General features: G+C 54.1%; 26 protein-coding genes. 19 read left to right on the top strand and 7 right to left on the bottom strand.

Annotated features, from left to right (window positions below):
- Nucleotides 1–75 precede the first annotated feature (75 nt).
- Nucleotides 76–1,521 (top strand): metalloprotease TldD, encoded by a 1,446-nt coding sequence (tldD, locus tag O1V65_RS16755; RefSeq protein ID WP_227977607.1) that lies wholly within the window; start codon nucleotides 76–78, stop codon nucleotides 1,519–1,521.
- A 41-nt stretch (nucleotides 1,522–1,562) separates the two neighbouring features.
- Here the strand turns inward: tldD and aaeR are convergent, their stop codons facing one another.
- Nucleotides 1,563–2,495 (bottom strand): HTH-type transcriptional activator AaeR, encoded by a 933-nt coding sequence (gene aaeR, locus O1V65_RS16750; protein WP_017490724.1) that lies wholly within the window; start codon nucleotides 2,493–2,495, stop codon nucleotides 1,563–1,565.
- A gap of 308 nt (nucleotides 2,496–2,803) precedes the next feature.
- Here aaeR and aaeX point away from each other — a divergent pair, with 308 nt between their 5' ends.
- From aaeX to aaeB, 3 genes are read left to right on the top strand one after another with little or no spacing between them, the layout of a single operon-like run.
- Nucleotides 2,804–3,007: a p-hydroxybenzoic acid efflux pump operon protein AaeX gene (gene aaeX, locus O1V65_RS16745; protein WP_017490723.1), complete on the top strand. Its 204-nt coding sequence runs from the start codon at nucleotides 2,804–2,806 to the stop codon at nucleotides 3,005–3,007.
- A 7-nt stretch (nucleotides 3,008–3,014) separates the two neighbouring features.
- Nucleotides 3,015–3,947, top strand: coding sequence for a p-hydroxybenzoic acid efflux pump subunit AaeA (gene aaeA / locus O1V65_RS16740; RefSeq protein ID WP_084911836.1), 933 nt, complete (start codon nucleotides 3,015–3,017; stop codon nucleotides 3,945–3,947).
- Nucleotides 3,948–3,958: 11 nt separating this feature from the next.
- On the top strand, nucleotides 3,959–5,917 hold the full coding sequence (gene aaeB / locus O1V65_RS16735) for a p-hydroxybenzoic acid efflux pump subunit AaeB (protein WP_017494275.1): 1,959 nt from the start codon (nucleotides 3,959–3,961) through the stop codon (nucleotides 5,915–5,917).
- A 73-nt stretch (nucleotides 5,918–5,990) separates the two neighbouring features.
- Here the strand turns inward: aaeB and O1V65_RS16730 are convergent, their stop codons facing one another.
- Entirely contained in the window at nucleotides 5,991–7,592 is a 1,602-nt protein-coding gene (locus tag O1V65_RS16730) for an APC family permease (protein WP_084911834.1), read from the bottom strand.
- A gap of 415 nt (nucleotides 7,593–8,007) precedes the next feature.
- On the opposite strand from O1V65_RS16730, the gene O1V65_RS16725 reads away from it, so the two are divergent.
- From O1V65_RS16725 to O1V65_RS16715, 3 genes are all read left to right on the top strand, one after another.
- Nucleotides 8,008–9,468, top strand: a complete 1,461-nt coding sequence (locus O1V65_RS16725; protein ID WP_017494277.1) for an NAD-dependent succinate-semialdehyde dehydrogenase — start codon at nucleotides 8,008–8,010, stop codon at nucleotides 9,466–9,468.
- A 108-nt stretch (nucleotides 9,469–9,576) separates the two neighbouring features.
- Nucleotides 9,577–9,948: a ribonuclease domain-containing protein gene (locus tag O1V65_RS16720; RefSeq protein WP_240905250.1), complete on the top strand. Its 372-nt coding sequence runs from the start codon at nucleotides 9,577–9,579 to the stop codon at nucleotides 9,946–9,948.
- Nucleotides 9,949–9,953: 5 nt separating this feature from the next.
- Nucleotides 9,954–10,241: a barstar family protein gene (locus tag O1V65_RS16715; protein WP_017493443.1), complete on the top strand. Its 288-nt coding sequence runs from the start codon at nucleotides 9,954–9,956 to the stop codon at nucleotides 10,239–10,241.
- A gap of 122 nt (nucleotides 10,242–10,363) precedes the next feature.
- Here O1V65_RS16715 and yjgA read toward each other — a convergent pair whose 3' ends face one another.
- Nucleotides 10,364–10,912 (bottom strand): ribosome biogenesis factor YjgA, encoded by a 549-nt coding sequence (yjgA, locus tag O1V65_RS16710; protein ID WP_017493442.1) that lies wholly within the window; start codon nucleotides 10,910–10,912, stop codon nucleotides 10,364–10,366.
- A 161-nt stretch (nucleotides 10,913–11,073) separates the two neighbouring features.
- Here yjgA and pmbA point away from each other — a divergent pair, with 161 nt between their 5' ends.
- The 12 genes from pmbA to O1V65_RS16650 all read left to right on the top strand — a co-directional run bounded on the left by pmbA (nucleotide 11,074) and on the right by O1V65_RS16650 (nucleotide 22,088).
- Nucleotides 11,074–12,414 (top strand): metalloprotease PmbA, encoded by a 1,341-nt coding sequence (gene pmbA / locus O1V65_RS16705; RefSeq protein ID WP_017493441.1) that lies wholly within the window; start codon nucleotides 11,074–11,076, stop codon nucleotides 12,412–12,414.
- Between the two features lie 256 nt (nucleotides 12,415–12,670).
- Entirely contained in the window at nucleotides 12,671–13,057 is a 387-nt protein-coding gene (gene cybC, locus O1V65_RS16700; protein WP_017493440.1) for a cytochrome b562, read from the top strand.
- A 280-nt stretch (nucleotides 13,058–13,337) separates the two neighbouring features.
- Nucleotides 13,338–13,661 carry a PRD domain-containing protein gene (locus O1V65_RS16695; protein WP_017493439.1) on the top strand — a complete coding sequence of 108 codons (324 nt, stop codon included), beginning with the start codon at nucleotides 13,338–13,340 and terminating at the stop codon, nucleotides 13,659–13,661.
- A 54-nt stretch (nucleotides 13,662–13,715) separates the two neighbouring features.
- On the top strand, nucleotides 13,716–14,081 hold the full coding sequence (locus tag O1V65_RS16690; RefSeq protein WP_017493438.1) for an SFCGS family glycine-rich protein: 366 nt from the start codon (nucleotides 13,716–13,718) through the stop codon (nucleotides 14,079–14,081).
- Nucleotides 14,081–14,377 (top strand): DUF4312 family protein, encoded by a 297-nt coding sequence (locus O1V65_RS16685; RefSeq protein WP_017493437.1) that lies wholly within the window; start codon nucleotides 14,081–14,083, stop codon nucleotides 14,375–14,377. The genes O1V65_RS16690 and O1V65_RS16685 overlap by 1 nt, the downstream gene beginning before the upstream one ends.
- 80 nt (nucleotides 14,378–14,457) lie before the next feature.
- Nucleotides 14,458–15,234: a DUF4311 domain-containing protein gene (locus O1V65_RS16680; protein ID WP_084911828.1), complete on the top strand. Its 777-nt coding sequence runs from the start codon at nucleotides 14,458–14,460 to the stop codon at nucleotides 15,232–15,234.
- 13 nt (nucleotides 15,235–15,247) lie between these two features.
- Nucleotides 15,248–15,895, top strand: a complete 648-nt coding sequence (locus tag O1V65_RS16675; RefSeq protein ID WP_017493436.1) for a DUF4310 family protein — start codon at nucleotides 15,248–15,250, stop codon at nucleotides 15,893–15,895.
- Nucleotides 15,896–15,922: 27 nt separating this feature from the next.
- A complete protein-coding gene (locus tag O1V65_RS16670; protein WP_084911826.1) occupies nucleotides 15,923–17,062 on the top strand; it encodes an amidohydrolase/deacetylase family metallohydrolase in 1,140 nt (379 codons plus the stop codon).
- On the top strand, nucleotides 17,046–18,164 hold the full coding sequence (locus O1V65_RS16665) for a DgaE family pyridoxal phosphate-dependent ammonia lyase (RefSeq protein ID WP_017493434.1): 1,119 nt from the start codon (nucleotides 17,046–17,048) through the stop codon (nucleotides 18,162–18,164). Before O1V65_RS16670 ends, O1V65_RS16665 begins: the two co-directional genes overlap by 17 nt.
- Complete coding sequence (gene dagF / locus O1V65_RS16660) at nucleotides 18,161–18,901, top strand: 2-dehydro-3-deoxy-phosphogluconate aldolase (protein ID WP_017493433.1); 741 nt, start codon at nucleotides 18,161–18,163, stop codon at nucleotides 18,899–18,901. The genes O1V65_RS16665 and dagF overlap by 4 nt, the downstream gene beginning before the upstream one ends.
- 57 nt (nucleotides 18,902–18,958) lie before the next feature.
- Entirely contained in the window at nucleotides 18,959–20,158 is a 1,200-nt protein-coding gene (locus O1V65_RS16655; RefSeq protein WP_269129892.1) for a lactonase family protein, read from the top strand.
- A gap of 13 nt (nucleotides 20,159–20,171) precedes the next feature.
- Nucleotides 20,172–22,088: a BglG family transcription antiterminator gene (locus O1V65_RS16650; protein WP_017493431.1), complete on the top strand. Its 1,917-nt coding sequence runs from the start codon at nucleotides 20,172–20,174 to the stop codon at nucleotides 22,086–22,088.
- Between the two features lie 54 nt (nucleotides 22,089–22,142).
- On the opposite strand, the gene npr is transcribed toward O1V65_RS16650, so the two are convergent.
- The 4 genes from npr to hpf form a co-directional block, all read right to left on the bottom strand.
- Nucleotides 22,143–22,415: a PTS phosphocarrier protein NPr gene (npr, locus tag O1V65_RS16645; protein ID WP_017493430.1), complete on the bottom strand. Its 273-nt coding sequence runs from the start codon at nucleotides 22,413–22,415 to the stop codon at nucleotides 22,143–22,145.
- A gap of 12 nt (nucleotides 22,416–22,427) precedes the next feature.
- Complete coding sequence (gene rapZ, locus O1V65_RS16640) at nucleotides 22,428–23,282, bottom strand: RNase adapter RapZ (protein WP_017493429.1); 855 nt, start codon at nucleotides 23,280–23,282, stop codon at nucleotides 22,428–22,430.
- 42 nt (nucleotides 23,283–23,324) lie between these two features.
- Nucleotides 23,325–23,795 carry a PTS IIA-like nitrogen regulatory protein PtsN gene (gene ptsN / locus O1V65_RS16635; RefSeq protein WP_017493428.1) on the bottom strand — a complete coding sequence of 157 codons (471 nt, stop codon included), beginning with the start codon at nucleotides 23,793–23,795 and terminating at the stop codon, nucleotides 23,325–23,327.
- 108 nt (nucleotides 23,796–23,903) lie between these two features.
- On the bottom strand, nucleotides 23,904–24,191 hold the full coding sequence (gene hpf / locus O1V65_RS16630) for a ribosome hibernation promoting factor (protein WP_017493427.1): 288 nt from the start codon (nucleotides 24,189–24,191) through the stop codon (nucleotides 23,904–23,906).
- Nucleotides 24,192–24,195 lie beyond the last annotated feature (4 nt).

Below are 24,195 nucleotides of genomic sequence, written 5' to 3'. Positions count from 1 at the left end.
CGCGCAGTGTTGAGAAACCTCATACTGTGTTAGGCTGTAACTTGACTTTACATGACCAAAGAGAGTGAAGAAATTATGAGTCTGGCCCTAGTCAGTGAGCGGTTACTAACCGCTAATAACCTGAGTCAACAAGACCTGTTTTCGGTATTAGGCCAGCTGTCTGAGCGCCGTCTCGATTATGCCGATCTCTATTTCCAGTCCAGTTTTCACGAAGCCTGGGTCATTGAAGACAGCATCATCAAAGACGGGTCGTACAATATCGATCAGGGCGTTGGCGTTCGCGCCGTAAGCGGCGAGAAAACCGGTTTTGCTTACGCCGATCAGATTACCCTGAACGCGCTGAACCAGAGCGCGCAGGCCGCACGCAGCATCGTGCGCGAACAGGGTAATGGCAGGGCCCACCAGCTGGGTGCCATCAATCACTCTCCCCTTTATTCACTGGCAGATCCGCTGCAAAGCCTGCCGCGTGAAGAGAAGATTGCCCTGCTGCACCGTGTAGATAAAGCGGCGCGTGCGGAAGACAGCCGCGTGCAGGAAGTCTCTGCCAGCATTACCGGCGTGTATGAAAGCGTACTGGTTGCTGCCACCGATGGCACGCTGGCGGCAGATATTCGCCCGCTGGTTCGTTTGTCCGTGAGCGTGCTGGTCGAGCAAGACGGTCGCCGCGAGCGCGGTTCAAGCGGCGGCGGCGGTCGTTTCGGTTATGAATATTTCCTTGAAAGCGTTGACGGTGAAGTTCGCGCTGATGTCTATGCCCGCGAAGCGGTGCGTATGGCGTTGGTCAATCTGACCGCCGTTGCGGCTCCGGCCGGAACGATGCCGGTCGTTCTCGGCGCAGGCTGGCCGGGGGTGCTGCTGCACGAAGCGGTTGGACACGGGCTGGAAGGCGACTTTAACCGCCGTGGTACCTCAATGTTCAGCGGTCAGATGGGCAAACTGGTTGCCTCTGAACTCTGCACCGTGGTGGACGATGGCACCCTGCAGGGCCGTCGTGGTTCAATTTCGATTGATGACGAAGGTGTCCCGGGTCAATACAACGTGCTGATCGAAAACGGTATTCTGAAAGGTTATATGCAGGACAAGCTGAATGCACGCCTGATGGGCGTTGCGCCAACCGGTAACGGTCGACGCGAGTCTTATGCTCACCTGCCGATGCCGCGCATGACTAACACCTACCTGCTGGGTGGGCAGTCAACGCCTGAAGATATTATTAGTAGCGTCGAATACGGCCTGTATGCGCCAAACTTTGGCGGCGGTCAGGTCGATATCACCTCGGGTAAATTTGTTTTCTCGACTTCGGAAGCCTACCTGATCGAGAAAGGCCGCATTACTAAACCGGTTAAGGGCGCAACCCTGATTGGTTCGGGTATTGAGGCGATGCAGCAGATTTCGATGGTCGGGAACGACCTTGCGCTCGACAAAGGCGTGGGGGTCTGCGGTAAAGAAGGTCAGAGCGTACCGGTCGGTGTCGGCCAGCCAACGCTGAAACTGGACAGTTTGACCGTCGGCGGCACGGCCTGATAACCGGGTTATTTGTGTTACCGCAATCAATCAACCGGGCGCTATTTAGCGCCCGGTTCTCTTTTACGATGCTTGCGATAGACCTTGCTGACTTCCTTGAAGTATTCGATCAGGTAATTAATGCACACCTGCACCTTTAGCGGCAGTTTGTCTTTTTCGGTATGCAGCGCATAAACCGGACGCGGCTCGGACTGATAATTCCCAAACAGAATCTCGACTTCCCCCGAATTAATCTCGTCAATAATCCACATCAGCGGAATATAGGCAATGCCGACACCGGCTTTTAGCCAGCGAATAATGGTCTGCGAATCGTTAGTCACAAACCGCCCCTCGGGACGAATACGGATAGCCTGCCCCTCGGGTGATATCAAGTCGAACTGGCTGTCTGGGCGTACGCTGTATTCCAGCCAGGAGAAGTTCACCATATCCGCAGGCGCTTCGGGCTTACCGTGTTGAATCAAATAACTTTTAGCGGCACAGACTACCATTGGCATCGAGCCGAGATGTTTAGAAAACAGGCTCGAATCCTGAAGTTTGCCGACGCGGATCACGATATCAAGCCCGTCAGAGATAAGATCCGGGGCTGGAATACCAGTAACCAGATTGACGGTCAGCCCCGGATACTCGACGAGCATCTGCGCGGTCATTGCAGCAAGGACATTTTGTGCCATTGTCGAGGAGCTGCCGATGCGTAATGTACCGGTTGGTGTGTTATTAAATGCATATAATTGCTCGTGGACTTCACGAACGTTATGCAGCATCTTGTGGCAACCCTGATAGTAAATCTTCCCGGCCTCGGTAAGCCCAAGACTGCGAGTACTTCTGTTTAATAGTTTGATTTGTAATTCATTTTCAAGCTTGCTGATGCTCTGGCTGATGGCTGAAACGCTCATCTGAAGGCGAGGAGCGGCCGCAGTATAAGAACCGCTTTCAACCACCTGAGCAAAGATTGACATGCGTTTTAATCGGTCCATTGTTAAGCCCAGCTTAAAAGTGATTGTGATCACGTAATGTTGATAACTTGATAATAAGCAGGCTAATATACTTGTCCAGATAAAAGCCTCAAGTTCGGATGCAGTTAAATCGTTTTTTCTTACCTCCGCCGACTTTTCTGGCAATCCAACTTTACCCCTCTGCGCATCCTTTAGAGATTATTCTCTCGAAGTGCGCTGGTATTGTTGAAAATTCTGAATCGGATCCGCGCGGTAATGTTAAAATTAATGAATAATATGAGGGTTACTGTGCATCACTACCTTTGTGGTATGAGTCTAAGGAAATATCCATGAGTTTGCTTCCGGTAATGGTGATTTTCGGATTGTCGTTTCCCCCGGTGTTTTTTGAAATCCTTTTGGCGTTGGCAGTATTTTTTATACTGCGCCGAATTCTGACACCTACCGGGATCTATGATTTTGTCTGGCATCCGGCTTTATTTAATACGGCATTATATTGCTGTCTCTTCTACCTAATCTCCTGCATTTTCGTCTGAGGCTGTCGTGAAAAACTTATCAATAAAAATAATACGTTATGCAATAACGTTTATCATTGTGATCCTGGCCGCCATCGCAATTTTCCGCGCCTGGGTCTTTTATACCGAGTCCCCATGGACGCGTGATGCCAAATTCACCGCCGACGTCGTGGCTATCGCACCTGACGTTGCCGGTCTGGTAACTGACGTTCCGGTAGAGGATAACCAGCTGGTTTCCAAAGGTGACGTGCTGTTCAAAATTGACCAGCCGCGTTATCAGGTGGCACTGGAGCAGGCGAATGCCGACGTGGCTTATTACCAGGCACTGGCCGACGAGAAAAAACGCGAAGCGGCTCGCCGCGTGAAACTGGGTTCTCAGGCGATATCAATCGAAGCGATTGAGCAGGCGACCAATGACCTGCAAACTACGATGCAACAGCTTGCGAAGGCCAAGGCAACGGCGGCTGCCGCAGCGCTTGACCTACAGCGTACCGTGGTTATTGCTCCTGCCGACGGCTGGGTGACTAACCTGACCGTTCACCCTGGCGACTTCATTACCCGTGGTGAAACCACCATCGCACTGGTTAAAGAGCACACCTTCTACGTGCTGGCCTATATGGAAGAAACCAAGCTGGCGCGCGTTAAAAAGGGTGACCGCGTCGAGATTACCCCACTGGGCAGCAACCGCGTTCTGCACGGCCACGTAGACAGCGTCGCGGCGGCGGTAACCGACAGCAGCAGCACCGCATCCAGCGATGGTCTGGCGACCATCGACAGCAACCTCGAGTGGGTACGTCTGGCGCAGCGTGTACCGGTTAAGATCCTTCTTGATGATATGGATGAAAAACACCCGTACCCGGCAGGCACCACCGCTACCGTTGTGGTTGCAGGCGAGCACGACCGCGCCGAGAACGGCTCCTGGTTCACCAAATTCCTGCATCGTATGCGTGAGTTTGGTTAAGAGAAGATAAAATGAATAGCCAGACTTTCCTGCGCATGCGATTTGCCTGCAAGCTGACCTTTGCTATCTTGGGAGCGCTGGTTTTTGGGTTTTACCTGCAGTTAGAAACTCCACGTTGGTCGGCGATGACCGCCGCCATCGTGGCCGCCGGACCCGCCATGGTTGCCGGCGGCGAACCCTTCGCCGGTGCCATTCGCCATCGCGGAATTTTACGTGTCATCGGGACGTTTATCGGCTGTATCGCCGCCATTGCGATTGTCATGACCTTCGCGCGTGCACCCGCCCTGATGCTGCTGGTTTGCTGCCTGTGGGCCGGATTCTGTACCTGGTGGTCGTCGATTGTTCGCGTCGAAAATTCCTATGCTTTAGGTCTTGCCGGTTACACCGCGCTGATTATCGTGGTACTGGCCTCGTCAAACCTCTCCGAAACGCCGCAGTTTGCCGTTGAGCGCTGTAGCGAAATCGTGGTCGGTATTTGTGCTGCCATCGTCGCTGATCTGTTGTTTTCACCGCGTTCGATCAAGAAAGACATCGACCGTGCGGTAGACCAGCTGATGATCGACCAGTTCAAGCTGCTCAAGCTCAGCGTCAATCAGGCCGACAAGGAAGAAATCGACAAAGCCTGGAACATGCTGGTCAAGAGCACGACGGCGGTGAACGGCATGCGTGGCAGCCTGATGATGGAATCCTCTCGCTGGCAGCGGGTGAATCGCCGTATGAAGGCGTTGCACAGCCTGTCGCTGAGCATGATTACTCAGGCCTGTGAAACCTTCATCATTATGCAGACCACGCCGGAGCTGGTGCCTGAAGAAATCAGACTGCTGGTGAATGAACCGGTCGAGAATCAGCATGACGTGCGCCAGAGGTTGAAGCGCCTGCGCCAGATAGGTAATGCGCTGCCTGCCGAAAACATCGCGCTGCCGCTTTACTCCTGGATTGGCTCTGCCAGCCGTGCGTTGCTGATGATTAAAGGCATTCACACCAACGGCAGCATCAGCAGCACCGAGAACAATGTCCTCAATACTGAGGTGGTGGTCAAACCGGCGTCGGCCGAGATGCATCATGCGTTGATCAACGGTTTGCGTACCTTCGTGGCGAGCGCCGCCGGGTGCCTGCTGTGGCTGTGGACCGGCTGGACTGCCGGCTCAGGTGTGATTGTCATTATTGCGGTTATCACCTCACTGGCGATGCGTACACCGAACCCGCGTATGATGGCGATGGACTTCATGGTCGGCATGCTGGCCGCGATACCCTTAGGCTCCTTGCTGTATACCGTTATCATGCCGGCCACTCAGCAAAGTCTGTTCCTGCTGCTGCTGTCGCTGGGCATCTTCATCTTTATTTGTGGTATCGAGGTGCAGAAGCGCCGCTTGGGGGTTCTTGGTCTGTTGGTTGGCAGCATCAATATTCTGGTGTTGAGCAACCCGATGACCTTCAACATCTCGACCTTCCTCGACAACGCGTCAGGTCAGGCGATTGGCTGTATAATTGCGCTGGTCGTGCTGGCGGTGATTCGCGATAAATCACGCGACAAGACTGGGCGCACGTTGCTTAACCGCTTCGTGAGCAGTGCAGTCTCTGCGTTGACCACCAAGGCCTATCGCCGTCGCGAGAACCATCTGCCCGCGCTGTATCATCAGCTTAACCAGCTGCTGGTGCTGTTCCCGAATGACATTGGCAAATATCGCCTGGCGCTACAGCTTATCATTGCGCATCAACGACTGAAGCTGGCAGAAGTGCCGGTAAACGAAGAGCTTTCTGCTTTCCACAAGAAGATTCGTAATACCGCCGACCACGTGGTGTCATCCCAGCGTGAAAGCAAACGCGAGTACTATTATCAGCGTCTGTTGAAAGAGATGAGTGAATATCAGCAGAAACTGGTGGAGTACGACGCGCCACCGAAAGTGACCGAACCGGTCCGTCGACTGTGTGACCTGCTGCATAACTATCAGCGTGCATTTCTGCAATAGCCTGCTGACCCGTAAAACAAAAAGGCTGACGCCTTCAAGGCGCCAGCCTTTTTTTGTGCTTCACATCCGGCGATTACGGATAGGCTGAAGTGGTTTTCACCTGAGTCAGTTGATCCTCGGGCTCGTCCTCGTCCTGCGGGATCACCAGTTTTTGATGGCCTGACGCAACGCCCCAGTAGTAGCACACCAGCGTGACGATAATCAGCAGCACCATGTCGGTTGGGCTGGAGATTGCGTTGATGCCGCCGTAAGTGCCCAGATAGGAAAGCGCCAGCACCACCAGATAGTAGACCAGCAGCCACAGCGAGCTGCTAACGTCGCGTTTGAAGTTCTCGTCCTTTTTGCCAAAGATTACGTAGGCGGCCCAGGCAATCACCAGAATTGGGATCAACAGGACGTTGACCGACCAGCCGCTCCAGTAAATCAGCAGGCTACTGGCGATAAAGGCCAGCGGACTGAGCAGACCAAACACCGGTAACTTGAACGGGCGTTTCAGGTCAGGCAAACGTGCACGCAACACGCCCGCATTGACCGGGCCAGGCAGATAGGTAAACACCGTTGCCGAGGTAACCGCACCAATCAGGCCGCCCCAGACCTGGAACTCGGAGGGCAGCGTCCAGGCAATCGCCAGAATCAGCGACAACCACAGCGCACCGCGCGGAACGCCGGATTTAGGGTCAACCTTGGCGAAAATGTTGAACAGATGGCCGTTTTTCGCCCAGGCAAACAGCACGCGTGACGCACCCGCCAGATAGATGTTGCCGGTTCCCGCTGGAGAGATAACCGCATCGATAAGGATCAGGTTAATCAGCCAGGTAATGCCCAGACTGCGCGCCAGATCGGCATACGGAGACTGGAAGATGGTTTTCAGACCGACCCAGCCATGCGCGTTCAGCAGGTCCGGCGGCACTGCGCCCATGAAGGCGAATTGCAGCAGGATGTAAACGGCAAAGCTAATAACAATCGCCAGAATGATGGCAATTGGAATGTTACGTTGAGGATTTTTCGCCTCACTGGCGAAGTCCACCGCCTGACGGAAACCCAGGTAGGCAAAGACGATACCCGCGCCGGTCAGTGAGGAGAATACGCCGTGCGCGCCACCAGGATTGGTGCCCGGTACCGCGAGGTTAGCACCGTGGTAATAACCAAACAGCGTGATGATGACCATCACCGGCACGATAAACTTAAAGGTAGTGATGATAGTGTTGATGCGACCGAAGAATTTAACGCTCCAGTAGTTCAACAGGAAGAAGCCCACCAACAGCAGGATTTGCATCACGAAGCCGAGGCTTGTCGGGCTGCCGTCGGTTTGACCCAGTGCGGGCCACCAGTACATCGCGTATTGGCGTACGGCCTCGACTTCGACACCGGCGGTACTGGTGTAGGCCAGCAGCGAACTGACGCCGATTACAAAACCAACCACGTTACCGTGAGTGTATTGCGGGTAACGAACGAATCCCCCGGCGCGAGGAATAGCCGCCGAGAGTTCAGCAAACACCAAACCAATCAGCATGACCATAATCGCGCCAAGAAGCCACGCCCAGCCTGTTAACCCTCCTGCGTAACCCGAGCTTGTTAATGCTGCGTATAACCACCCTGAGCCAATCATGGAGCCGACACCCAACAGGGTAAGATCCACCAGGCCTAATTTTTTTTTCAATGTCCCCTGAGTCATAGCAGTCCTCTTTAGGGTTTAGGAAAATAACTAATGACAGAAACCTTCTCTGTTAACGTTTTAAGAAAAACATCAATCTTCCTTTTTTGATGTATGAGTCGTATCAGCAGGAACCGTGCCAGACTGTCAAACAACCCATGAAACTGTACTAATTGCCGACTTATAGAGTGAGTTCGCATTATTTGCGTGCTATTTATTAATCGATTTGCACCAATAGTGTGCGTGATGTGGCTGGGGGATATAGCAGGGATCGTACAAAAATTAGCAGATTAAACTGGGGTTAAGCTGTCCGAAAAGCACAGTGGGCTGAGGGACTTCCGCTGCGGACAGGATATTAGTGGCTATACTTAATCATTAATTATCTTTGGTTTTATCGTCCTTCAAAGGGACGATCCCGCTCAGGAGAAACATCACCATGTCATCCCAGCTCAAGAAACTTTCAGAACATGATTTGTTTAAAACAGGCTATTTTGTGGCGGGGCAATGGAAAACCGCAGCGAAAACCTTCGATGTCGAAAATCCGGCAACCGGCGAGATAGTTGCCAAAGTTGCGCGTGCCGGAAAGGCCGAGACCGAAGAGGCGATCAAGGCCGCCAGCGAAGCCTTCCCGGCGTGGCGCAAACTTACCGGCAAGGCTCGGTCGGAGATTATCCACCGCTGGTACGAATTAATGATTGAGAACAAACAGTTCCTCGGCGAGCTGATGGTTGCGGAACAGGGCAAGCCGTTGAAGGAAGCGCTGGGTGAGGTGGAATATGCGGCCAGCTTCCTGCAATGGTTTAGCGAAGAGGCCAAGCGCGCCAACGGCGAGATAATTCCACCGGTCAAAGCGGGCTCACGTATCCTGGCCACCCGTGAGCCGGTGGGCGTGGTGGCGGCTATTACGCCGTGGAATTTTCCGCTGGCGATGCTGACGCGTAAACTCGGTCCGGCGCTCGCTGCGGGCTGTACCGGCCTCATTAAACCTGCGAATAACACGCCGCTCTCGGCCTTTGCACTGTTGGCGCTGGCGAAGCAGGCGGGTGTGCCTGACGGCGTCATCAATGGCGTAGCCGGTGATACCTCGGCCATCAGCGACGCAATTATGGCTAGCAGCGCTGTACGTAAAATTTCGTTTACCGGCTCCACCGAGGTCGGTAAGACATTGGTGCGCAACAGTGCCGATACCATGAAGAAAGTGTCGATGGAGCTGGGCGGTAATGCGCCCTACATCGTCTTTGACGATGCCGACCTCGACGCCGCCATTGACGGGGTACTGGCCTGCAAGTTCCGCAACTCCGGCCAGGTCTGTGTATCTATCAACCGCATCTATGTACAGGACGGCATCTACGACACCTTCGTGAATCGTCTCGCCGATGAGGTCAAGAAACTGAAGGTCGGAAACGGCATGGAAGAGGGCGTCATTATCGGTCCATTAATTAATATTAAAGGACTTGAAAAGGTCGAGGAACACGTTAAAGATGCTCTGGAGCACGGCGGCAAGCTGTTAACCGGGGGACAACGCCATCAGTTGGGCGGTAACTTCTACCAGCCGACGGTTATCGCGCAGGCCAATGACCAGATGAAGGTAGCCTCTGAGGAGACCTTCGGCCCGCTGGCGGCCTGTTTCCGCTTCAAAACTGAAGAGGAAGCGATTAAACGTGCTAACGATACCGAGTTCGGTTTGGCCGCTTACTTCTATACGCAGAATCTGCAGCGGGTGTTCCGCGTGGCCGATGCGATTGAAAGCGGCATGATTGGTATCAACGAATGTGCGCTGTCGACCGAGGTCGCACCTTTTGGCGGCGTGAAAGAGTCAGGTCTTGGCCGGGAAGGTTCGGTGCTGGGGCTTGAAGAGTATTTGCAGGTGAAAACGCTGCATCTGGGCAATCTGTAGCCCGAAATCTGTCTATTCTAAAAGTAGGTGACAATGAGAGCAGTAAACACGTGGGGTCGGGTTCATTGGCTGTTGGCGGGACTGTTAATTATGTTCTGCGGCAGTGCGATGGCAAAACTGAGTTTTTTCCCTCCCGCGCAAGGAGATATCGCGTCGCTTACCGCGGAGAAAACCGTGGTGAGTTACCTGCAGCAGCATCATCGACTGCCGGATTATTTTATCACCAAGAGGAAGGCACGCGCGGCGGGCTGGGACCCACGTTCGGGCAATCTTTGTGACGTATTGCCGGGTAAGGCGATTGGCGGGGATCATTTCTCTAATCGTGAGCAGACGCTACCGTCTGCGCCCGGCCGCGTGTGGCGTGAGGCCGATATTGACTATCACTGCGGAAGACGCGGTGCCGATCGCGTGCTGTTTGCCAACGATGGCCTGATTTATGTGAGTCGCGATCACTATAAGAATGTTGTTCGGGTGGAGTAAAGCGCATGAAAAAAGTGGTCTTCGATTTTAATCATATCCCCGATCTGGCAGCCTTCTACGCAGATTTTTCTCGCCAGTTCACGCTGAGTGAGCAGTTTGGCGCTAACCTTGACGCGTTGTGGGATGAGGTCACCGGCGGTATTGCTTTACCGGTTGAAATTGATTTCACCAACCTGAACGCCGGACGTAAACGACGCTTTGGATCGCTGGTTTTGCTGTTTGAAGAGGCGGAAGAAGAGCTGGATGGCGCGCTGCGGTTTAATTTATTTGAGAAAGCTAAGCCTAAAGCCTAGTTTTTAATTAAAGAACTGAGTCATTGGCGCGGTAGCAAGGCGGCAGGTGAGCAAGTCCCCAGGCGCTGACACAGGTCAGTGACTGGGGCGAGCAAGCGCAGCTACGGCTTCAGGCAAGACGGTTAGTCTTTCGTTTCCGCGAGCTCTCTGAGGTACTGGAAGATTTGACGATAGGCCTTCGGTGGCTTATTGGCAGCCTTCTCTTTCTGCGCGTTGCGGACAAGCGCGCGGAGCTGCTGACGGTCGGCATCAGGATAAAGATCCAGTACCGCAGGCACCGCATCATCCCCTTCTTCGACCAGACGGTCGCGCAATACTTCAAGCTTGTGGAACAGCGAAACCTGCTGGTTATGGCGGTTCTTCAGCTTGTCGAGTGCGGTCTGAATTGGCTCAACGTCGCGTGAACGCAGCATTTTGCCGATCAGCTGCATCTGACGACGACGGCCTTCTTTCTTGATCTTCTGCGCCAGCTCGATAGCGGCACGCAGGTCTTCGTCGAGCGGGATCTTGTCGAGGGAGTTTTTCCCCAGATCGACCATCTCGGCACCCAGATCTTTCAGTGCTTCGGCATCGCGTTTGATTTCACTCTTGCTGACCCAGATGATCTCATCATCTTCTTCGTTGTTCTCTTCAGGAACATCGTCGAGCCAGTCTTCAATTTTCTTAGTCATTATGGATCCTTAAAATTCTTGGCCGCATTATCGCACGGTTGGCAACAAAAGACCCAGTCGGAATGCGAAATTGTGCTAAGTCTCTGTTAGACTCAGAAGAATATGCAGTTAATGATCACCATCTTTTTATTTAACACCTTATTCAAAAGAAGGGCGGGCTGATGAACGTAACCACTCAAGTGGCAGAGCAACGTAAAACGCTGGAACAGGCCGTAGCGCAGGCTCTGGAGTTAGCGAAAGCCGGTTCTGACGGTGCGGAAGTGGCAGTCAGTAAAACCACCGGTATCGGGATTAGCACTCGCTTCGGTGAAGTCGAAAATGTCGAGTTCAACAGCGACGGTGCGCTCGGTATTACCGTTTATTATCAACAGCGTAAAGGCAGTGCGTCCTCCACCGATCTCAGCCCTGACGCCATCGCGCGTACCGTACAGGCGGCGCTGGATATCGCGCGTTACACTTCTCCAGACCCTTTTGCCGGCGTGGCCGACAGAGAACTGCTGGCGTTCGATGCACCGGATCTTGACCTCTTCCATCCGACCGAACTCGACGCCGATCGCGGTATCGAGCTAGCTGCACGCGCAGAGCAGGCAGCGCTGGCCACGGATAAACGCATTACCAACACCGAAGGCGGCAGCTTCAACAGCCATTACGGCATTCGCGTTTTTGGCAACAGCCACGGCATGCTGAAAAGCTACTGCTCGACCCGCCACTCGATGTCGGCGTCGGTCATTGCCGAAGCCGACGGCGACATGGAACGTGACTACGCCTACACCATCGCTCGCTCCATCGATGAGCTGAAAAGCCCGGAGTGGGTGGGGCAGGAATGCGCGCGTCGCACGCTGTCCCGCCTCTCGCCGCGCAAGCTGCCGACCATGAAAGCCCCGGTGATGTTCTCGGCCGAAGTTGCCACCGGCCTGTTCGGTCATCTGGTGGGGGCAATCAGCGGCGGAAGTATTTACCGTAAATCGTCTTACCTGCTCGACAGCCTGGGCAAGCAAATCCTGCCTGAGTGGATCACTATCGAAGAGCATCCACACCTGCTGAAAGGGCTGGCGTCTACGCCTTTTGACAGCGAAGGCGTGCGCACCGAGCGCCGCAACATCGTCGAAGACGGCGTGCTGCAAACCTGGCTGATGACCTGCTATTCCGCACGTAAACTCGGCCTGCAGAGCACCGGCCACGCGGGCGGTATTCACAACTGGCGCATTGCTGGCCAGGGCGATGATTTCAGTGCCATGCTGCGCAAGCTCGGCAAAGGCCTGCTGGTCACTGAGCTGATGGGACAGGGCGTTAGCGGCGTGACCGGTGACTACTCGCGCGGTGCGGGCGGATTCTGGGTCGAAAACGGTGAAATTCAATATCCGGTGAGCGAAATTACCATCGCCGGCAACTTGAAAGACATGCTGCGCAACATGGTCAGCATCGGCAGCGATATCGAGACCCGCAGCAATATTCAGTGCGGCTCCATTATCCTTCCAGAGATGAAGATCGCCGGCGAATAAGCTTTAAATTAACCTTCCAGACAGCGGCGGATCCTCCGTCGCTGCTTTTCTTGCTCCTTGTTCTACCTCACCTTCTGAACATTCTTTACAAAAATCTGATGCCATTTCGGATGTGTTGCACCTATGTTAATAATAGTCTTACAAACAATGTCGTTATACCCGTCGTTCTTGAAGCCTTCGCGGCGTTAGCCGTCTTGCTAAGCCTCCAATGACTTTGGGTAAAATTCTAATAAATCTAAACAAATGGAAGGTAAGCATGCGTAAACAGGTGATTGCAATAGCCGCGGTTGCCCTGCTGGGTTGGAGCGTTCAGTCTCTGGCAGCAGATTTGGAAGCGGACATGGACACGATTTCTGATAACTACAGTAAGGTTCTAAAAACCGACAATAAAGCTGACTTTATTGCTGGTCTGGCAAAAATGAAGGCGGCCGCTGAGGACGCAAAGAAATCTAAGCCACCGAAGCTCGATTCCAAGCCGGATAACAGCCCGGAAATTCAGGACTTCCACAAAGGTCTGGATAATCTGATAAGCCACATCGATAAAGCCTCCGAACTGGCTAATGCCGACAAGATGGCCGATGCGAAGAAAGAAGCCGAAGGTCTGAAGGCGATTCGCAACGAAAACCACAAGAAATTCAAATAATCTCGTCGCTAACCTTCCTCCGCTAAAAAGTGCGGGGGAAGGGACGTTGCACTCTGCGCCCTCTCCAGTCATTCCCACTGCCCAAACGCCTGACTTCCCTTTTCCCCGCCGGTAATTGCATTTTTGAGAAATGGATCTGCTTGGTGTCCGCCATTTCCAGTTTGAACTGGAAAAAGACCGTCTACACACCTTCTCGCCATACGAGTAGGGTAAGAACAGATGAAAGGTGAGCGCCAATAAATAATAGGAAGCATCTGTAAAAGGGGCAGAGCAGATTGTTATGAAGAATGCACTTGAATTAAAAGATGCGCCAGCAAGAACCGAGCAATTATTGGCAGATATTCAGAAGATGCTGAACGCCGAAAATATATTTACCAATGACGTTCAGCAGCAAATGTTGACCTCTCACGTAAAAGCCATGGTGCTGCGTTCAATTACCGGCGAACCTTTGCCGGAGGTTGATAAAGACCTGTTTGATGAAATATCGCCTGGCTCAATGAAAATGGCAGAAGAGGTTGTCGAGATGCTGGGAAATTTACCGATTGAAGAGGCCTATTTGCTCTCGGTTCATTTTGAAGTGGCAAAAGACAACAACAATGAATAAAGACAACAACAATTAACTTAGTTATCACCAACAACTTATCTGGAGAGTTTAAATATGGGACAAGTCATCGTAGTTATCGGCGACCGTTTAGGTAAAGGCCAGAAAGTTGCAGCCGGTGTGGAAGCGGCAGGCGGTAAGGCCGTGGTCATCCCCGGCGTTGCGGCTGACATGAAGCTTGGCGACGTCATGAAGGCAGAAGGCGCAACCTTCGGCATCTCGTTCTGTGGCAGCGGTGGCGCAGGCGCTATCACGGCGCAGAACAAATATGGCTACAAGGCCAAGCACGGCATGCGTTCGGTTGAAGAAGGCGTGACCGCCATCAACGAAGGCTGCTCGGTGCTGGGGTTTGGTTTTATGGATAAAGAAGAGCTGGGTCAGAAATTAGTTGAATCTTATATCAAGAAAAATGGCCAGCCGTAATGAAGCAGCATTTAACTTCCACGGTCAGGGTTGAGGGAAAGGGCGAAACAAAGGCCGCGGCCTTTTCTTCCGCACTAAGCCAGGTTCAAAAAACCGTTCTCAAATCTACTGATAATATTTTGCTGCGCATTGAACCGCAGGACGTCAAGGTAATTACAGCAGAAGAGAAGATAACCCATGAGAAGTTTCTGTTCTTTTTTCTGCCAAGAGAAAGGAAGAGTTACTACGTGGCGTTAGATATTACCGTCAATATGACAGTAATAAATACCGAGCAGGTCATATTCACCAAAAAATAAATATCCGCTGCATGTCAGGCAGTTTCCTCGGGGGAGGTTAATCCCGCAGCGTAGATATATAAAATCACAAGGATAACCTGATGTTTTTAATTATCTTAATTAAGTCGCTTATTATCGGCGGGCTGGTGGGGGTCGGCGTAGGTGCAGGGGCTGCCCGTATGTTCCATGCGCCCACCGTGCAGGGAATGGGGGCTTTTCGCACACTTGGGGAACTTAACTCCTGCGAGGGCGACCCGGCTTCGCATTTCTCGTTCGGATTAGGCTTCTTCTTCAACGCTTGGGCGTCCTCCGTGGCGGCCGGCTCCTTCACGCAGGACGTTGACCACCGCATCATTCCGAACTGGGCTGCGGCCGTGCTGATGATGAAAAATCGCAACGTGGCCGAGACCCTGCACGACCCGCGCAAGATGGCGATTGCGGGCGGCATCATCGGCATGATTGTCGTTGCCTTCCTTAATACCACGGCCTCGGCGGTGCCACCTGCGTTACAGGTGACCGCCATCAAGGTGCTGGTTCCTGCGGCGAACATGCTGGTGAACACCGTGATGCCGGTCATCTTCTGGCTGGCCGCTATTGACGCCGGTCGTCGCTCCGGTTTTTGGGGCACCATTTTCGGGGGGCTGGCGCAGATGATTATGGGCAACGCGGTGCCGGGATTAGTGCTGGGGATCCTTATCGGCAAAGGCGTAGAAGAGGGCGGCTGGAACCACGTCACAAAAGTGATGATGGCGGCGATTATCGCCCTGTTCGTGCTGAGCGGCTTCTTCCGTGGCTTTGACGTGAAGCTGTTACAGTCTTTCCTGCTGGACGTGCCGAGCTGGCTGAACGGCATCCATAACTCACTCAGTGGCAAATAACGGGAGCATGACGATGGAAGAACAAGCCAAAACGGGTTTCTGGTACGCCGAATGGTCATTCCCGATTTTTGTCGGCCTGCTGTCCGCCGGGGTGTTTGCCGGTACCCATATGTATTATCTGTACGGCATTGGTGCCTTCAATGAAGTCGCCTTCGTGTCGATGCTGCGTTCCGGCATGGACACCGGCGTGTACGGCGCGGTTGCCGCCTTCGGTGCCAGCTTCCTATTTGCACGTATCATCGAAGGCTCGCTGGTCGGGATCCTCGACATCGGCGGCGCTATTCAAACCGGTATCGGTCTCGGCGTTCCTGCGCTGCTGCTGGGCTCGGGCATTATTTTCCCGGTGGCAAATTTCGCCGCCTCTCTGGCAACCGGCCTGATTTTGGGCCTTGCGGTGGGCTACATCATTATTCTGGCGCGTAAATTCACCATCAATCAGGGGAACTCGACCTACGGCGCAGACGTGATGATGGGCGCAGGCAACGCAACCGGTCGCTTCCTTGGGCCGTTGATTATCCTGTCCGCAATGGCGGCCTCTATCCCTATCGGCCTGGGTTCACTGCTGGGCGCACTGGTGTTCTATATCTGGAAGAAACCGCTGACCGGCGGCGCAATCCTGGGGGCGATGATCCTTGGGGCTATTTTCCCGGTGTCGCTATAGTCGCCTCAACAAACGGAAATATCGCCAATGTACGATTTGATTCTCAGACAGGCTAAAGACGTTAACGGCGGCCGAGTCGATATCGCGGTCCTCGACGGCAAGCTGGCCGTCGTGGGCCAGCTCGACGACAGCGCAACCGCACGGCAGGTTATCGATTTGCAGGGTAAATACTGGCTCAGCGCGGGCTGGATTGACTCGCACGTTCACTGTTATTCGAAGTCGCCGATTTATCACGATGAGCCTGACCTCATTGGCGTGGCCAGTGGTGTGACGACGGTGATCGATGCGGGAAGTACCGGTGCCAATGACGTCGATGATTTCTACCAACTCACCCGTCAGGCCAAGACCCACGTCTTTGCTTTTCTGAACATCGCCCGCACCGGCATCGTCACACAAAACGAGCTGGCGGACATGGCGCAGATTGACAAGGTCGGCGTTCGTCAGGCTATCGCCAGTCATCCCGGATTTATCGTCGGCCTCAAGGCGCGCATGAGCAGCAGCGTGGTCGGTAAAAACGGCATTCAACCGCTGGTGCGCGCCAAGGAGATTCAGCAGGAAAACGATCGTTTACCGCTGATGGTACACATCGGTAATAATCCGCCGAATCTGGATGAGATTGCCGATCTTCTGGAGTCTGGGGACATCATCACCCACTGCTTTAACGGCAAGCCAAACCGTATTCTGACTCCGGAAGGCCAGCTGCGCGATGCGATAAAACGCGCGCTGGCGCGCGGTGTATTGCTGGACGTTGGCCACGGTTCGGCCAGTTTCAGCTTTGCGGTCGCGGAAGTCGCCATCGGCCAGGGGATTATCCCCCACACCATCAGTTCTGATATTTACTGCCGTAACCGAATTAACGGCCCGGTGCACAGCCTCGCCACGGTGATGTCGAAGTTTTTCAGCGTCGGCCTCACGCTGCCGCAGGTGATCGACTGCGTCACTTGCCATGCCGCCGATGCCTTGCGACTGCCGCAGAAAGGCCGTCTCGAGGCCGGCTGCGATGCGGACCTCACGCTGTTTGATATTGCTCATGCGCCGCAGGTATTTGTCGATTCGCAGGGGCAGTCGGTCAAGGGTGACCGCATTCTGGTGCCGCTGGCGACCGTCGTCGCCGGTGAGCCGCTATTAACGGATGAAGGGAAGTCTAAAAATGTCTTCAGTCTATGAAAAGTACGATTTAAAACAGGTGATTAACGCCTCAGGCCGCATGACGATTCTGGGAGTATCAACCCCACGCGCCGACGTCGCCGAGGGGGTTAATACCGGCCTCAACCACTTCTTCGAGATGAAAGATCTGGTGAACAAAACCGGTGCCTATATTGCAAAGCTGCTTAACGTCGAGAGCGCCGTCGTGGTGTCCTGTGCTTCCGCCGGTATCGCGCAGTCTGTCGCGGCGGTGATCGTCAAAGATGACGCCTGGTTACTGGAAAATTTGCACGCCGCATCCTTGACTGTGCCTGACGAAATCGTGCTGCCGAAGGGGCATAACGTCAACTACGGTGCGCCTGTTGCCACGATGGTCACCATGGGCGGCGGCAAGGTGATTGAAGCGGGCTATGCCAATGAGTGCTCTGCGGCACAGCTGGCGGCGGCAATCACAACGCGTACGGCCGCGGTTCTTTATATCAAGTCACACCACTCGGTGCAAAAAAGCATCCTGTCGGTCGAAGAAGCCGCTGAGGTGGCACGTGCCCACAATCTGCCGCTGATTGTTGATGCTGCCGCTGAGGAAGACCTGACCTGCTACTACGAAATGGGGGCGGACCTGGTGATTTACAGCGGTGCCAAGGCGATTGAAGGCCCAACCAGCGGACTGGTACTCGGAAAGAAACAGTACGTAGACTGGGTGAAGCTCCAGTCTGGCGGCATTGGCCGTGCGATGAAGGTCGGCAAAGAGGGCATCCTCGGGCTGACGCAGGCGATTGAAAGCTATATCACTCTGCCGAAAACCAGCGGGCAGGAGATGGTCGACAAGATGACGCCATTTATCAATAGCCTGAACGAGATTAGCGGTGTCTCGGCGCGGGTGGTGTGGGACAGCGCGGGACGCGATATCGCCCGTACCGAAATCACCTTTGACGAGGCGGCGCTGGGTTGGAAAACCAAAGCCATCGTCGAGGCGATGAAGAACGGCAAGATTGCGATTTACTTTCGTGGCTATCGCGCCAATGAAGGCAAGATTGACGTCGATGTACGCAGCGTGACGCCGTCGCAGCTTGTCACCGTAGCCGACTGTTTTAAAGCCCTGTTTACCGGAGAGAAAGCATGAAGCTGACCCCCAATTTCTATCGCGATCGCGTCTGTCTTAACGTGCTCGCCGGATCGAAAGGCAACGCCCGTGAAATCTACGAAGCCGCAGAGGGACATGTGCTGGTGGGCGTGTTGTCGAAGCACTACGCCACCGTAGAGCGTGCCGTCGCGGATATGAAGGACTATGCGGCGTTGATTGATAATGCGCTGTCGGTCGGACTGGGCGCGGGCGATCCACGTCAGTCACAAATGGTGAGCCAGATTTCCCAGCAGGTACAGCCGCAGCACGTGAATCAGGTGTTTACCGGCGTCGGGACCAGCCGTGCACTGCTCGGCCAGAATGACAGCGTGGTTAACGGTCTAATTTCTCCGACCGGCAAGGTTGGCTGGGTCAAAATCTCTACCGGACCGCTGAGCTCCGAGGCCAGTGATGGCATCGTTCCTGTTGATACGGCCATCGCCTTGTTGAAAGACATGGGCGGCAGTTCGGTGAAATATTTCCCAATGGGCGGCCTGAAAACCCGTGAAGAATTTGCCTGCGTGGCGCGCGCCTGCGCCGAGCAGGACTTTTGGCTCGAACCGACCGGCGGTATCGATCTGCAAAACTTCGATCAGATTATGCAGATTGCACTGGATGCCGGCGTCAGCAAAATCATTCCGCATATCTACAGTTCCATCATCGACAGCGCCACCGGCAATACGCGCCCGGAGGATGTCCGCACGCTGTTGGCGAGTGTTAAAAAATTGTTAGCTTAAATGCGGTTTTCGGGTTGTAAGTGGCTGTTGTTTCGATTAAAAGCATAGAGAGGAACGATGAGAAACTGGTTACGTATTTCGGGTTTAACCTCAGCGCTGCTGGCAGTATCTGCCGTGCCGCTGTATGCAGCAGAGAAGGCCATGACGCACGAGACATCTCACTATGCCTATGTAGGCACTTACATTCCGAACGGCGAAGGCGTTTATCGCTTCAAGGTTGACGAGAAATCCGGTGCGCTGAGTGACCGCGTGCTGGTGAGTCAATTTCCGAATCAGGCACAGATGGTGGTCGGTAAAGCAGGCAAAACGCTCTACGTCGGCAGCGAGGTCGATAACTACAACGGCGGTAAGCACGGCGCTATCGCCGCGTATCACATCAACCCCGAAGACGGCAGCCTGAGCCTGATTAATCAGGTCGATTCACAGGGCGCAGGCCCGGTTTATCTGTCCCTGACGCCAGCGGGCGATCGTCTGCTGGTGGCTAACTATATCAGCGGTATCGTTGCCGTATTTCCGATTGACGGCAGCGGCAAGCTGGGTGAGGCCAGTTCGGTACATCAGGATTCAGGCCCAGCGGGGGCAGGAAAACCTGCTGCGGCAGCCGAGGGCAGCTTTGCCATCAGCGACCACAATGGCCCGCACGCCCACATGATTGCGACCGATCCGAGCGGCAAGTTTGTGTTCTCGACCGACCTGGGTCTGGACCGCATCTATCAGTGGAAGCTGAATCCGTCCAACGGCCAGCTTGAGGCGAACACGCCGCCGTTTATCAACGCCTCGTCTCCAGGCGCCGGGCCGCGCCATTTTGTGTTCCATCCTAATGGCAGCCTGGCGTTCTTGATTAACGAAGAAGCCTCGGTGCTGACCAGCTATCGCGTCGACAAGGCCACCGGTACCCTGAGCGAACTGCACAGCCTCTCGACGCTGCCACCCAATTTCAAAGGCACTAACTTTGCCGCCGGAATTGTGCTGAGCCACGACGGCAAGCACCTGTACGTCGCCAATCGACTGCATAACAGCATCGCGCAGATTGACGTCACCGGCAGCGGCGAGATGCACTGGGTCGGGGAAGTCTGGACGCGTGGCGACTATCCTCGCACCCTGACGCTGTCGGTAGACGGCAAATTCGTTTACGCCATGAATCAGCGCAGCGATAACATCACAAGATTCAAGGTTGAGACCGGCAGTGGAAAATTAATTTTTGTCGACGACTATACTGCGGTTGGCAGCCCGTCGCAGATGGTGATGGTGCCCTGAAAACAGAAGGTTTATGGTGAGATTTCCCAATCAACGATTAGCCGTATTGTTCGATGCTCTGCAAACGGAAACGCTGCCGCAGGATGAGCTGGCGAAACGCCTGGCGGTGTCGACGCGCACCGTGCGCGCCGATGTCACGGCGCTTAATGAAATTATTCAACAGTATGGGGCGAGCTTTGTGCACAATCGCGGCAGCGGTTATCAGCTCAGGATAGACGATGCCGCGCTGTTCTCTACCCTTCAGCAGCCGGGAAAACCGGCTAACCCTACGCCGCGCAGTGCGGCGGAGCGGGTCAATCGCTTGCTGATCCGTTTTCTGACCTCGGCCTTTTCGCTCAAATTGGAGGATCTGGCCGACGAGTGGTTCGTCAGTCGAGGCACGCTGCAAAACGATATGCCTGAAGTCCGTGAGCATCTTGCGCGTTACCATCTGACCATCGAGACTAAACCGCGCTACGGCATGAAGCTGTTTGGATCCGAACTCGCGCATCGCGCCTGCCTGACCGACCTGCTGTTCCAGCTCAATAACGATGACCAAATCAGCCCGTTCCTTAAAGCCGAAAGCCTCGAGTCCGAGGCGCTGCAACCACTCACCGACTTTATGCATCGACTGTTGGCGCGGTCGTCTATCCGCTTAACCGACGAAGGGGAAAAATACCTGATTCTCTACTGTGCGGTGGCGGTAAAACGCATCGCCGGGGGGTATCCGCTGACTGATTTCGATGCCGAAGAGGAAGAACCGGCGATCAAGCAGGTGTCTACGCAGCTTGCCGCCGAGCTTAAGCGAATGGTAGGGAAGGAAATTCCGGCGGCTGAAGAGGCCTATCTGCGGGTCAATATTGCCGCCCGCCGTCTGCAAAGTATTCTGCCGACCGATATCAATGCCGACGACGAAGAGTCGCTGGTGGACTACATTCTCTCCTACATTAATGCGCATTATAATTATGATTTACAAGGAGATAAACAGCTTAGGTCCGACTTGCTGACCCACATCAAGGCGATGATTACCCGGGTTAAATACCAGATTAATATTCCGAATCCGCTGCTCAACAACATCAAGCAGCACTATCCGATGGCCTATGACGTCACGCTGGCCGCGGTGTCGAGCTGGGGGAAATATACGCCGTACAGCCTCAGCGAGAACGAAATCGGCTTTTTAGTGCTGCACATCGGCGTGGGATTAGAGCGTCATTACAATATCGGCTATCAGCGCCATCCGCAGGCGATGCTGGTGTGCGATACCGGCAATTCGACCATCAGGATGATTCAGGCGCAAATTAGCCGCAAGTTCCCACAAATCGTCATAACTCAGGTTATTTCGCTGCGAGACTATGAAAATCTCCGGCATATCGATGAAGATTTTATTATCGCCAACGCGCGCGTAGCGGAGCGCAACAAGCCGGTGGTGGTGCTGTCTCCTTTCCCGACCGAGTTCCAGATGGAGCAGCTCGGTAAACTGGTGTTGGTGGACCGCACGCGGCCCTACATGCTGGAGAAATTCTTCGACCGGCACCACTTTATGCGTCTCGACCAACCTATGACCCAGGCCCAGCTGTTTCAAAAGATTTGTACTCAGCTCGAGCAGGAAGGCTATGTCGACGAAGAGTTTCACCCTTCGGTGGTCGAGCGTGAGGAGATTGTTTCCACCATGCTGGGTGAGGGTATCGCGCTGCCGCATTCGTTGGGACTGCTGGCGAAAAAGACGGTGGTGATTACGGTCTTGTCCCCGCAGGGCATCACTTGGGGCGAAGGGGAGACGGCGCACGTGATTTTCCTGCTGGCGATCAGCAAGGCCGACTACGAGGAAGCGATGGCTATCTATGACCTGTTCGTGACCTTTGTGCGTGAACGGTCGATGAGCCGGCTGTTAAGCAGTGAGAATTTTGAGAGTTTCAAGGCGATTGCCATCGACTGCTTAAGCCGTATCTAGGCAGAAAGGGGACAGGGCTTGCAAAGACAGGCCCTGTTTAGCGTATTACGCTGCTCAGTCTTCGTCGAAGCCCGAGTTAATCAGATTAATGACCGCCGCCAGCGCCTCGGCCTCGTCCGGGCCGGTGGCCTCGATTTCAATCTCCTGACCTTTGGGTGAATCGAGCATCAGCAGGGCAATCACGCTGCTTGCCTCGGCTTCAATACCGGTATCGTTGCGCAGCATCACTTCCGATTCAAAACTCTGTACCAGTTCAAACAGCTTCATGGCCGGTCGCGCGTGCATGCCCAGCCTGTTTTTAATCTCGACTTTCTGTTTTATCGACATAATGATTAACCGTCATGATTTGCGTTTTTCTAACGTACGATGGCGGGACTGCACGTTCTTCCCACGGGAGCGGAAATAGTCGGCGAGCTGTTCGGCTACGTAAACCGAGCGGTGCTTGCCGCCAGTACAACCGATTGCGACGGTCAGATAACTGCGATTATTGGTTTCCAGCATCGGTAACCACTGCTCGAGATAGCTGCGCGTCTGGTAGATAAAGTTGTGCACTTCGGTATGGCGGTCGAGGAAGGCGGCAACGGGTTTATCGAGGCCGGTCATCGGGCGCAGTTTCGGGTCCCAGTGCGGGTTTGGCAAAAAGCGTACGTCGAAAACGTAGTCTGCATCGATAGGAATGCCGTGTTTGAAACCGAAAGACTCAAACACCATCGTCAGCTCGCGCTCACGTTTACCCAGCAAACGGGTGCGCAGCATCTCTGCCAGCTCGTGCACCGACATTTCAGAGGTGTCGATAATCAGGTCGGCGCTCGAGCGCAGTGGCTCAAGCAGTTCGGCTTCGTGATCGATGGCGCTTTCGAGAGAGAGATTCTTGCTGGAAAGAGGGTGCAGACGCCGCGTATCGCTGTAGCGACGGATAAGCGTATTGCGATCGGCATCCAGAAACAGCAACTGCGGGGAGAAGCTGTCTGGAAGCTGGGTCATGGCATGTTCGTAAACTTCAGGCGTCTCTGGCATGTTGCGGACATCGATGCTCACGGCGGCTGACGTATTGCGTTCAGCCAACTCCTGCGCAAGCTGGGGCAATAACACCACCGGCAAGTTATCAACGCAATAAAAGCCCATGTCTTCCAGCGCACGGAGGGCAACGGACTTTCCAGAACCAGAACGGCCGCTGACAATCATCAGCACCATGTGAATACTCCCTCGTTAACCCAATCTTGAATACTTCGCGATTTACTCGTCTTCGGTAATGATATGGTACAGCTCTTCGTCGCTTTGCGCGCTGCGCAGGCGACGGCATACCGCTTTGTCAGCCAGTTTCTTGGCCACTAAAGACAGGGTATGTAAATGGGTTTTACATTGATCTGCCGGAACCAGCAAGGCAAAAAGCAGATCGACCGGCTGATTGTCGACCGCGTCAAAAGCGATCGGCTGATCGAGCTGGATAAAGACGCCCACTGCGCGCAGCGTGTCTTCTTCAAGTTTTCCATGAGGGATTGCAATCCCAGCACCAATCCCGGTACTGCCCATGCGCTCACGGGTCAGAATGGCATCGAAAATCACCTGTGGCGCGAGGTTTAGCTCGTTGGCCGCCAGCTCACTAATGATCTCCAGTGCGCGTTTTTTACTGGCGCAATGGACGTTGCTCTTGGTGCATTCGGCTTTTAATACCGAGGTCAGCTGCAGTGCAGTATCGTTAATCATCTCATTTTCACTTAGGCGCCTTCACCCTAAAGAGTTATCGGCTCGTACCAGGAGGGTAACGAGCCGATGATTATCACTTTATTCCCTGCCAGGAGGACAGGGAAGGGATCAATGCTGTTTCAGTTTGTCTTTATGCTTATTAAGCTGTCGGGCCAGTTTATCAACCAGGCCATCGATAGCGGCATACATATCCTGATGTTCCGAGGTTGCATGCAACTCGCCCCCGTTCACGTGCAGCGTGGCTTCCGCGACTTTCTGCACTCGCTCAACGCTCAATATTACGTAAACCTGGTTGATTCGGTCAAAATATTGCTCAAGTTTCGAAAACTTTGCGTTCACAAACTCTCGCAGAGGTTCAGTGATATCTACGTGATGTCCGGTAATGTTGAGTTGCATAATG

The organism is Rouxiella badensis (genome assembly GCF_026967515.2).
Taxonomy (GTDB): Bacteria; Pseudomonadota; Gammaproteobacteria; order Enterobacterales; family Enterobacteriaceae; genus Rouxiella; species Rouxiella badensis.
Note: the sequence above shows the minus strand (reverse complement) of the source record. Positions and strands in the feature narration are given on the sequence as shown.

Bases quoted from the DNA above. Each gene is read 5' to 3' on its own strand.
- pmbA (WP_017493441.1), top strand. From the start codon at position 11,074: ATGAACGTAACCACTCAAGTGGCAGAGCAACGTAAAACGCTGGAACAG.
- yjgA (WP_017493442.1), bottom strand. From the start codon at position 10,912: ATGACTAAGAAAATTGAAGACTGGCTCGACGATGTTCCTGAAGAGAAC.
- O1V65_RS16655 (WP_269129892.1), top strand. From the start codon at position 18,959: ATGAGAAACTGGTTACGTATTTCGGGTTTAACCTCAGCGCTGCTGGCA.
- O1V65_RS16715 (WP_017493443.1), top strand. From the start codon at position 9,954: ATGAAAAAAGTGGTCTTCGATTTTAATCATATCCCCGATCTGGCAGCC.
- rapZ (WP_017493429.1), bottom strand. From the start codon at position 23,282: ATGGTGCTGATGATTGTCAGCGGCCGTTCTGGTTCTGGAAAGTCCGTT.
- O1V65_RS16680 (WP_084911828.1), top strand. From the start codon at position 14,458: ATGTTTTTAATTATCTTAATTAAGTCGCTTATTATCGGCGGGCTGGTG.
- aaeX (WP_017490723.1), top strand. From the start codon at position 2,804: ATGAGTTTGCTTCCGGTAATGGTGATTTTCGGATTGTCGTTTCCCCCG.
- aaeR (WP_017490724.1), bottom strand. From the start codon at position 2,495: ATGGACCGATTAAAACGCATGTCAATCTTTGCTCAGGTGGTTGAAAGC.
- O1V65_RS16730 (WP_084911834.1), bottom strand. From the start codon at position 7,592: ATGACTCAGGGGACATTGAAAAAAAAATTAGGCCTGGTGGATCTTACC.
- cybC (WP_017493440.1), top strand. From the start codon at position 12,671: ATGCGTAAACAGGTGATTGCAATAGCCGCGGTTGCCCTGCTGGGTTGG.
- O1V65_RS16690 (WP_017493438.1), top strand. From the start codon at position 13,716: ATGGGACAAGTCATCGTAGTTATCGGCGACCGTTTAGGTAAAGGCCAG.
- O1V65_RS16725 (WP_017494277.1), top strand. From the start codon at position 8,008: ATGTCATCCCAGCTCAAGAAACTTTCAGAACATGATTTGTTTAAAACA.
- ptsN (WP_017493428.1), bottom strand. From the start codon at position 23,795: ATGATTAACGATACTGCACTGCAGCTGACCTCGGTATTAAAAGCCGAA.
- O1V65_RS16695 (WP_017493439.1), top strand. From the start codon at position 13,338: ATGAAGAATGCACTTGAATTAAAAGATGCGCCAGCAAGAACCGAGCAA.
- hpf (WP_017493427.1), bottom strand. From the start codon at position 24,191: ATGCAACTCAACATTACCGGACATCACGTAGATATCACTGAACCTCTG.
- O1V65_RS16670 (WP_084911826.1), top strand. From the start codon at position 15,923: ATGTACGATTTGATTCTCAGACAGGCTAAAGACGTTAACGGCGGCCGA.
- aaeB (WP_017494275.1), top strand. From the start codon at position 3,959: ATGAATAGCCAGACTTTCCTGCGCATGCGATTTGCCTGCAAGCTGACC.
- npr (WP_017493430.1), bottom strand. From the start codon at position 22,415: ATGTCGATAAAACAGAAAGTCGAGATTAAAAACAGGCTGGGCATGCAC.
- O1V65_RS16675 (WP_017493436.1), top strand. From the start codon at position 15,248: ATGGAAGAACAAGCCAAAACGGGTTTCTGGTACGCCGAATGGTCATTC.
- O1V65_RS16665 (WP_017493434.1), top strand. From the start codon at position 17,046: ATGTCTTCAGTCTATGAAAAGTACGATTTAAAACAGGTGATTAACGCC.
- dagF (WP_017493433.1), top strand. From the start codon at position 18,161: ATGAAGCTGACCCCCAATTTCTATCGCGATCGCGTCTGTCTTAACGTG.
- tldD (WP_227977607.1), top strand. From the start codon at position 76: ATGAGTCTGGCCCTAGTCAGTGAGCGGTTACTAACCGCTAATAACCTG.
- O1V65_RS16720 (WP_240905250.1), top strand. From the start codon at position 9,577: ATGGCAAAACTGAGTTTTTTCCCTCCCGCGCAAGGAGATATCGCGTCG.
- O1V65_RS16685 (WP_017493437.1), top strand. From the start codon at position 14,081: ATGAAGCAGCATTTAACTTCCACGGTCAGGGTTGAGGGAAAGGGCGAA.
- O1V65_RS16650 (WP_017493431.1), top strand. From the start codon at position 20,172: ATGGTGAGATTTCCCAATCAACGATTAGCCGTATTGTTCGATGCTCTG.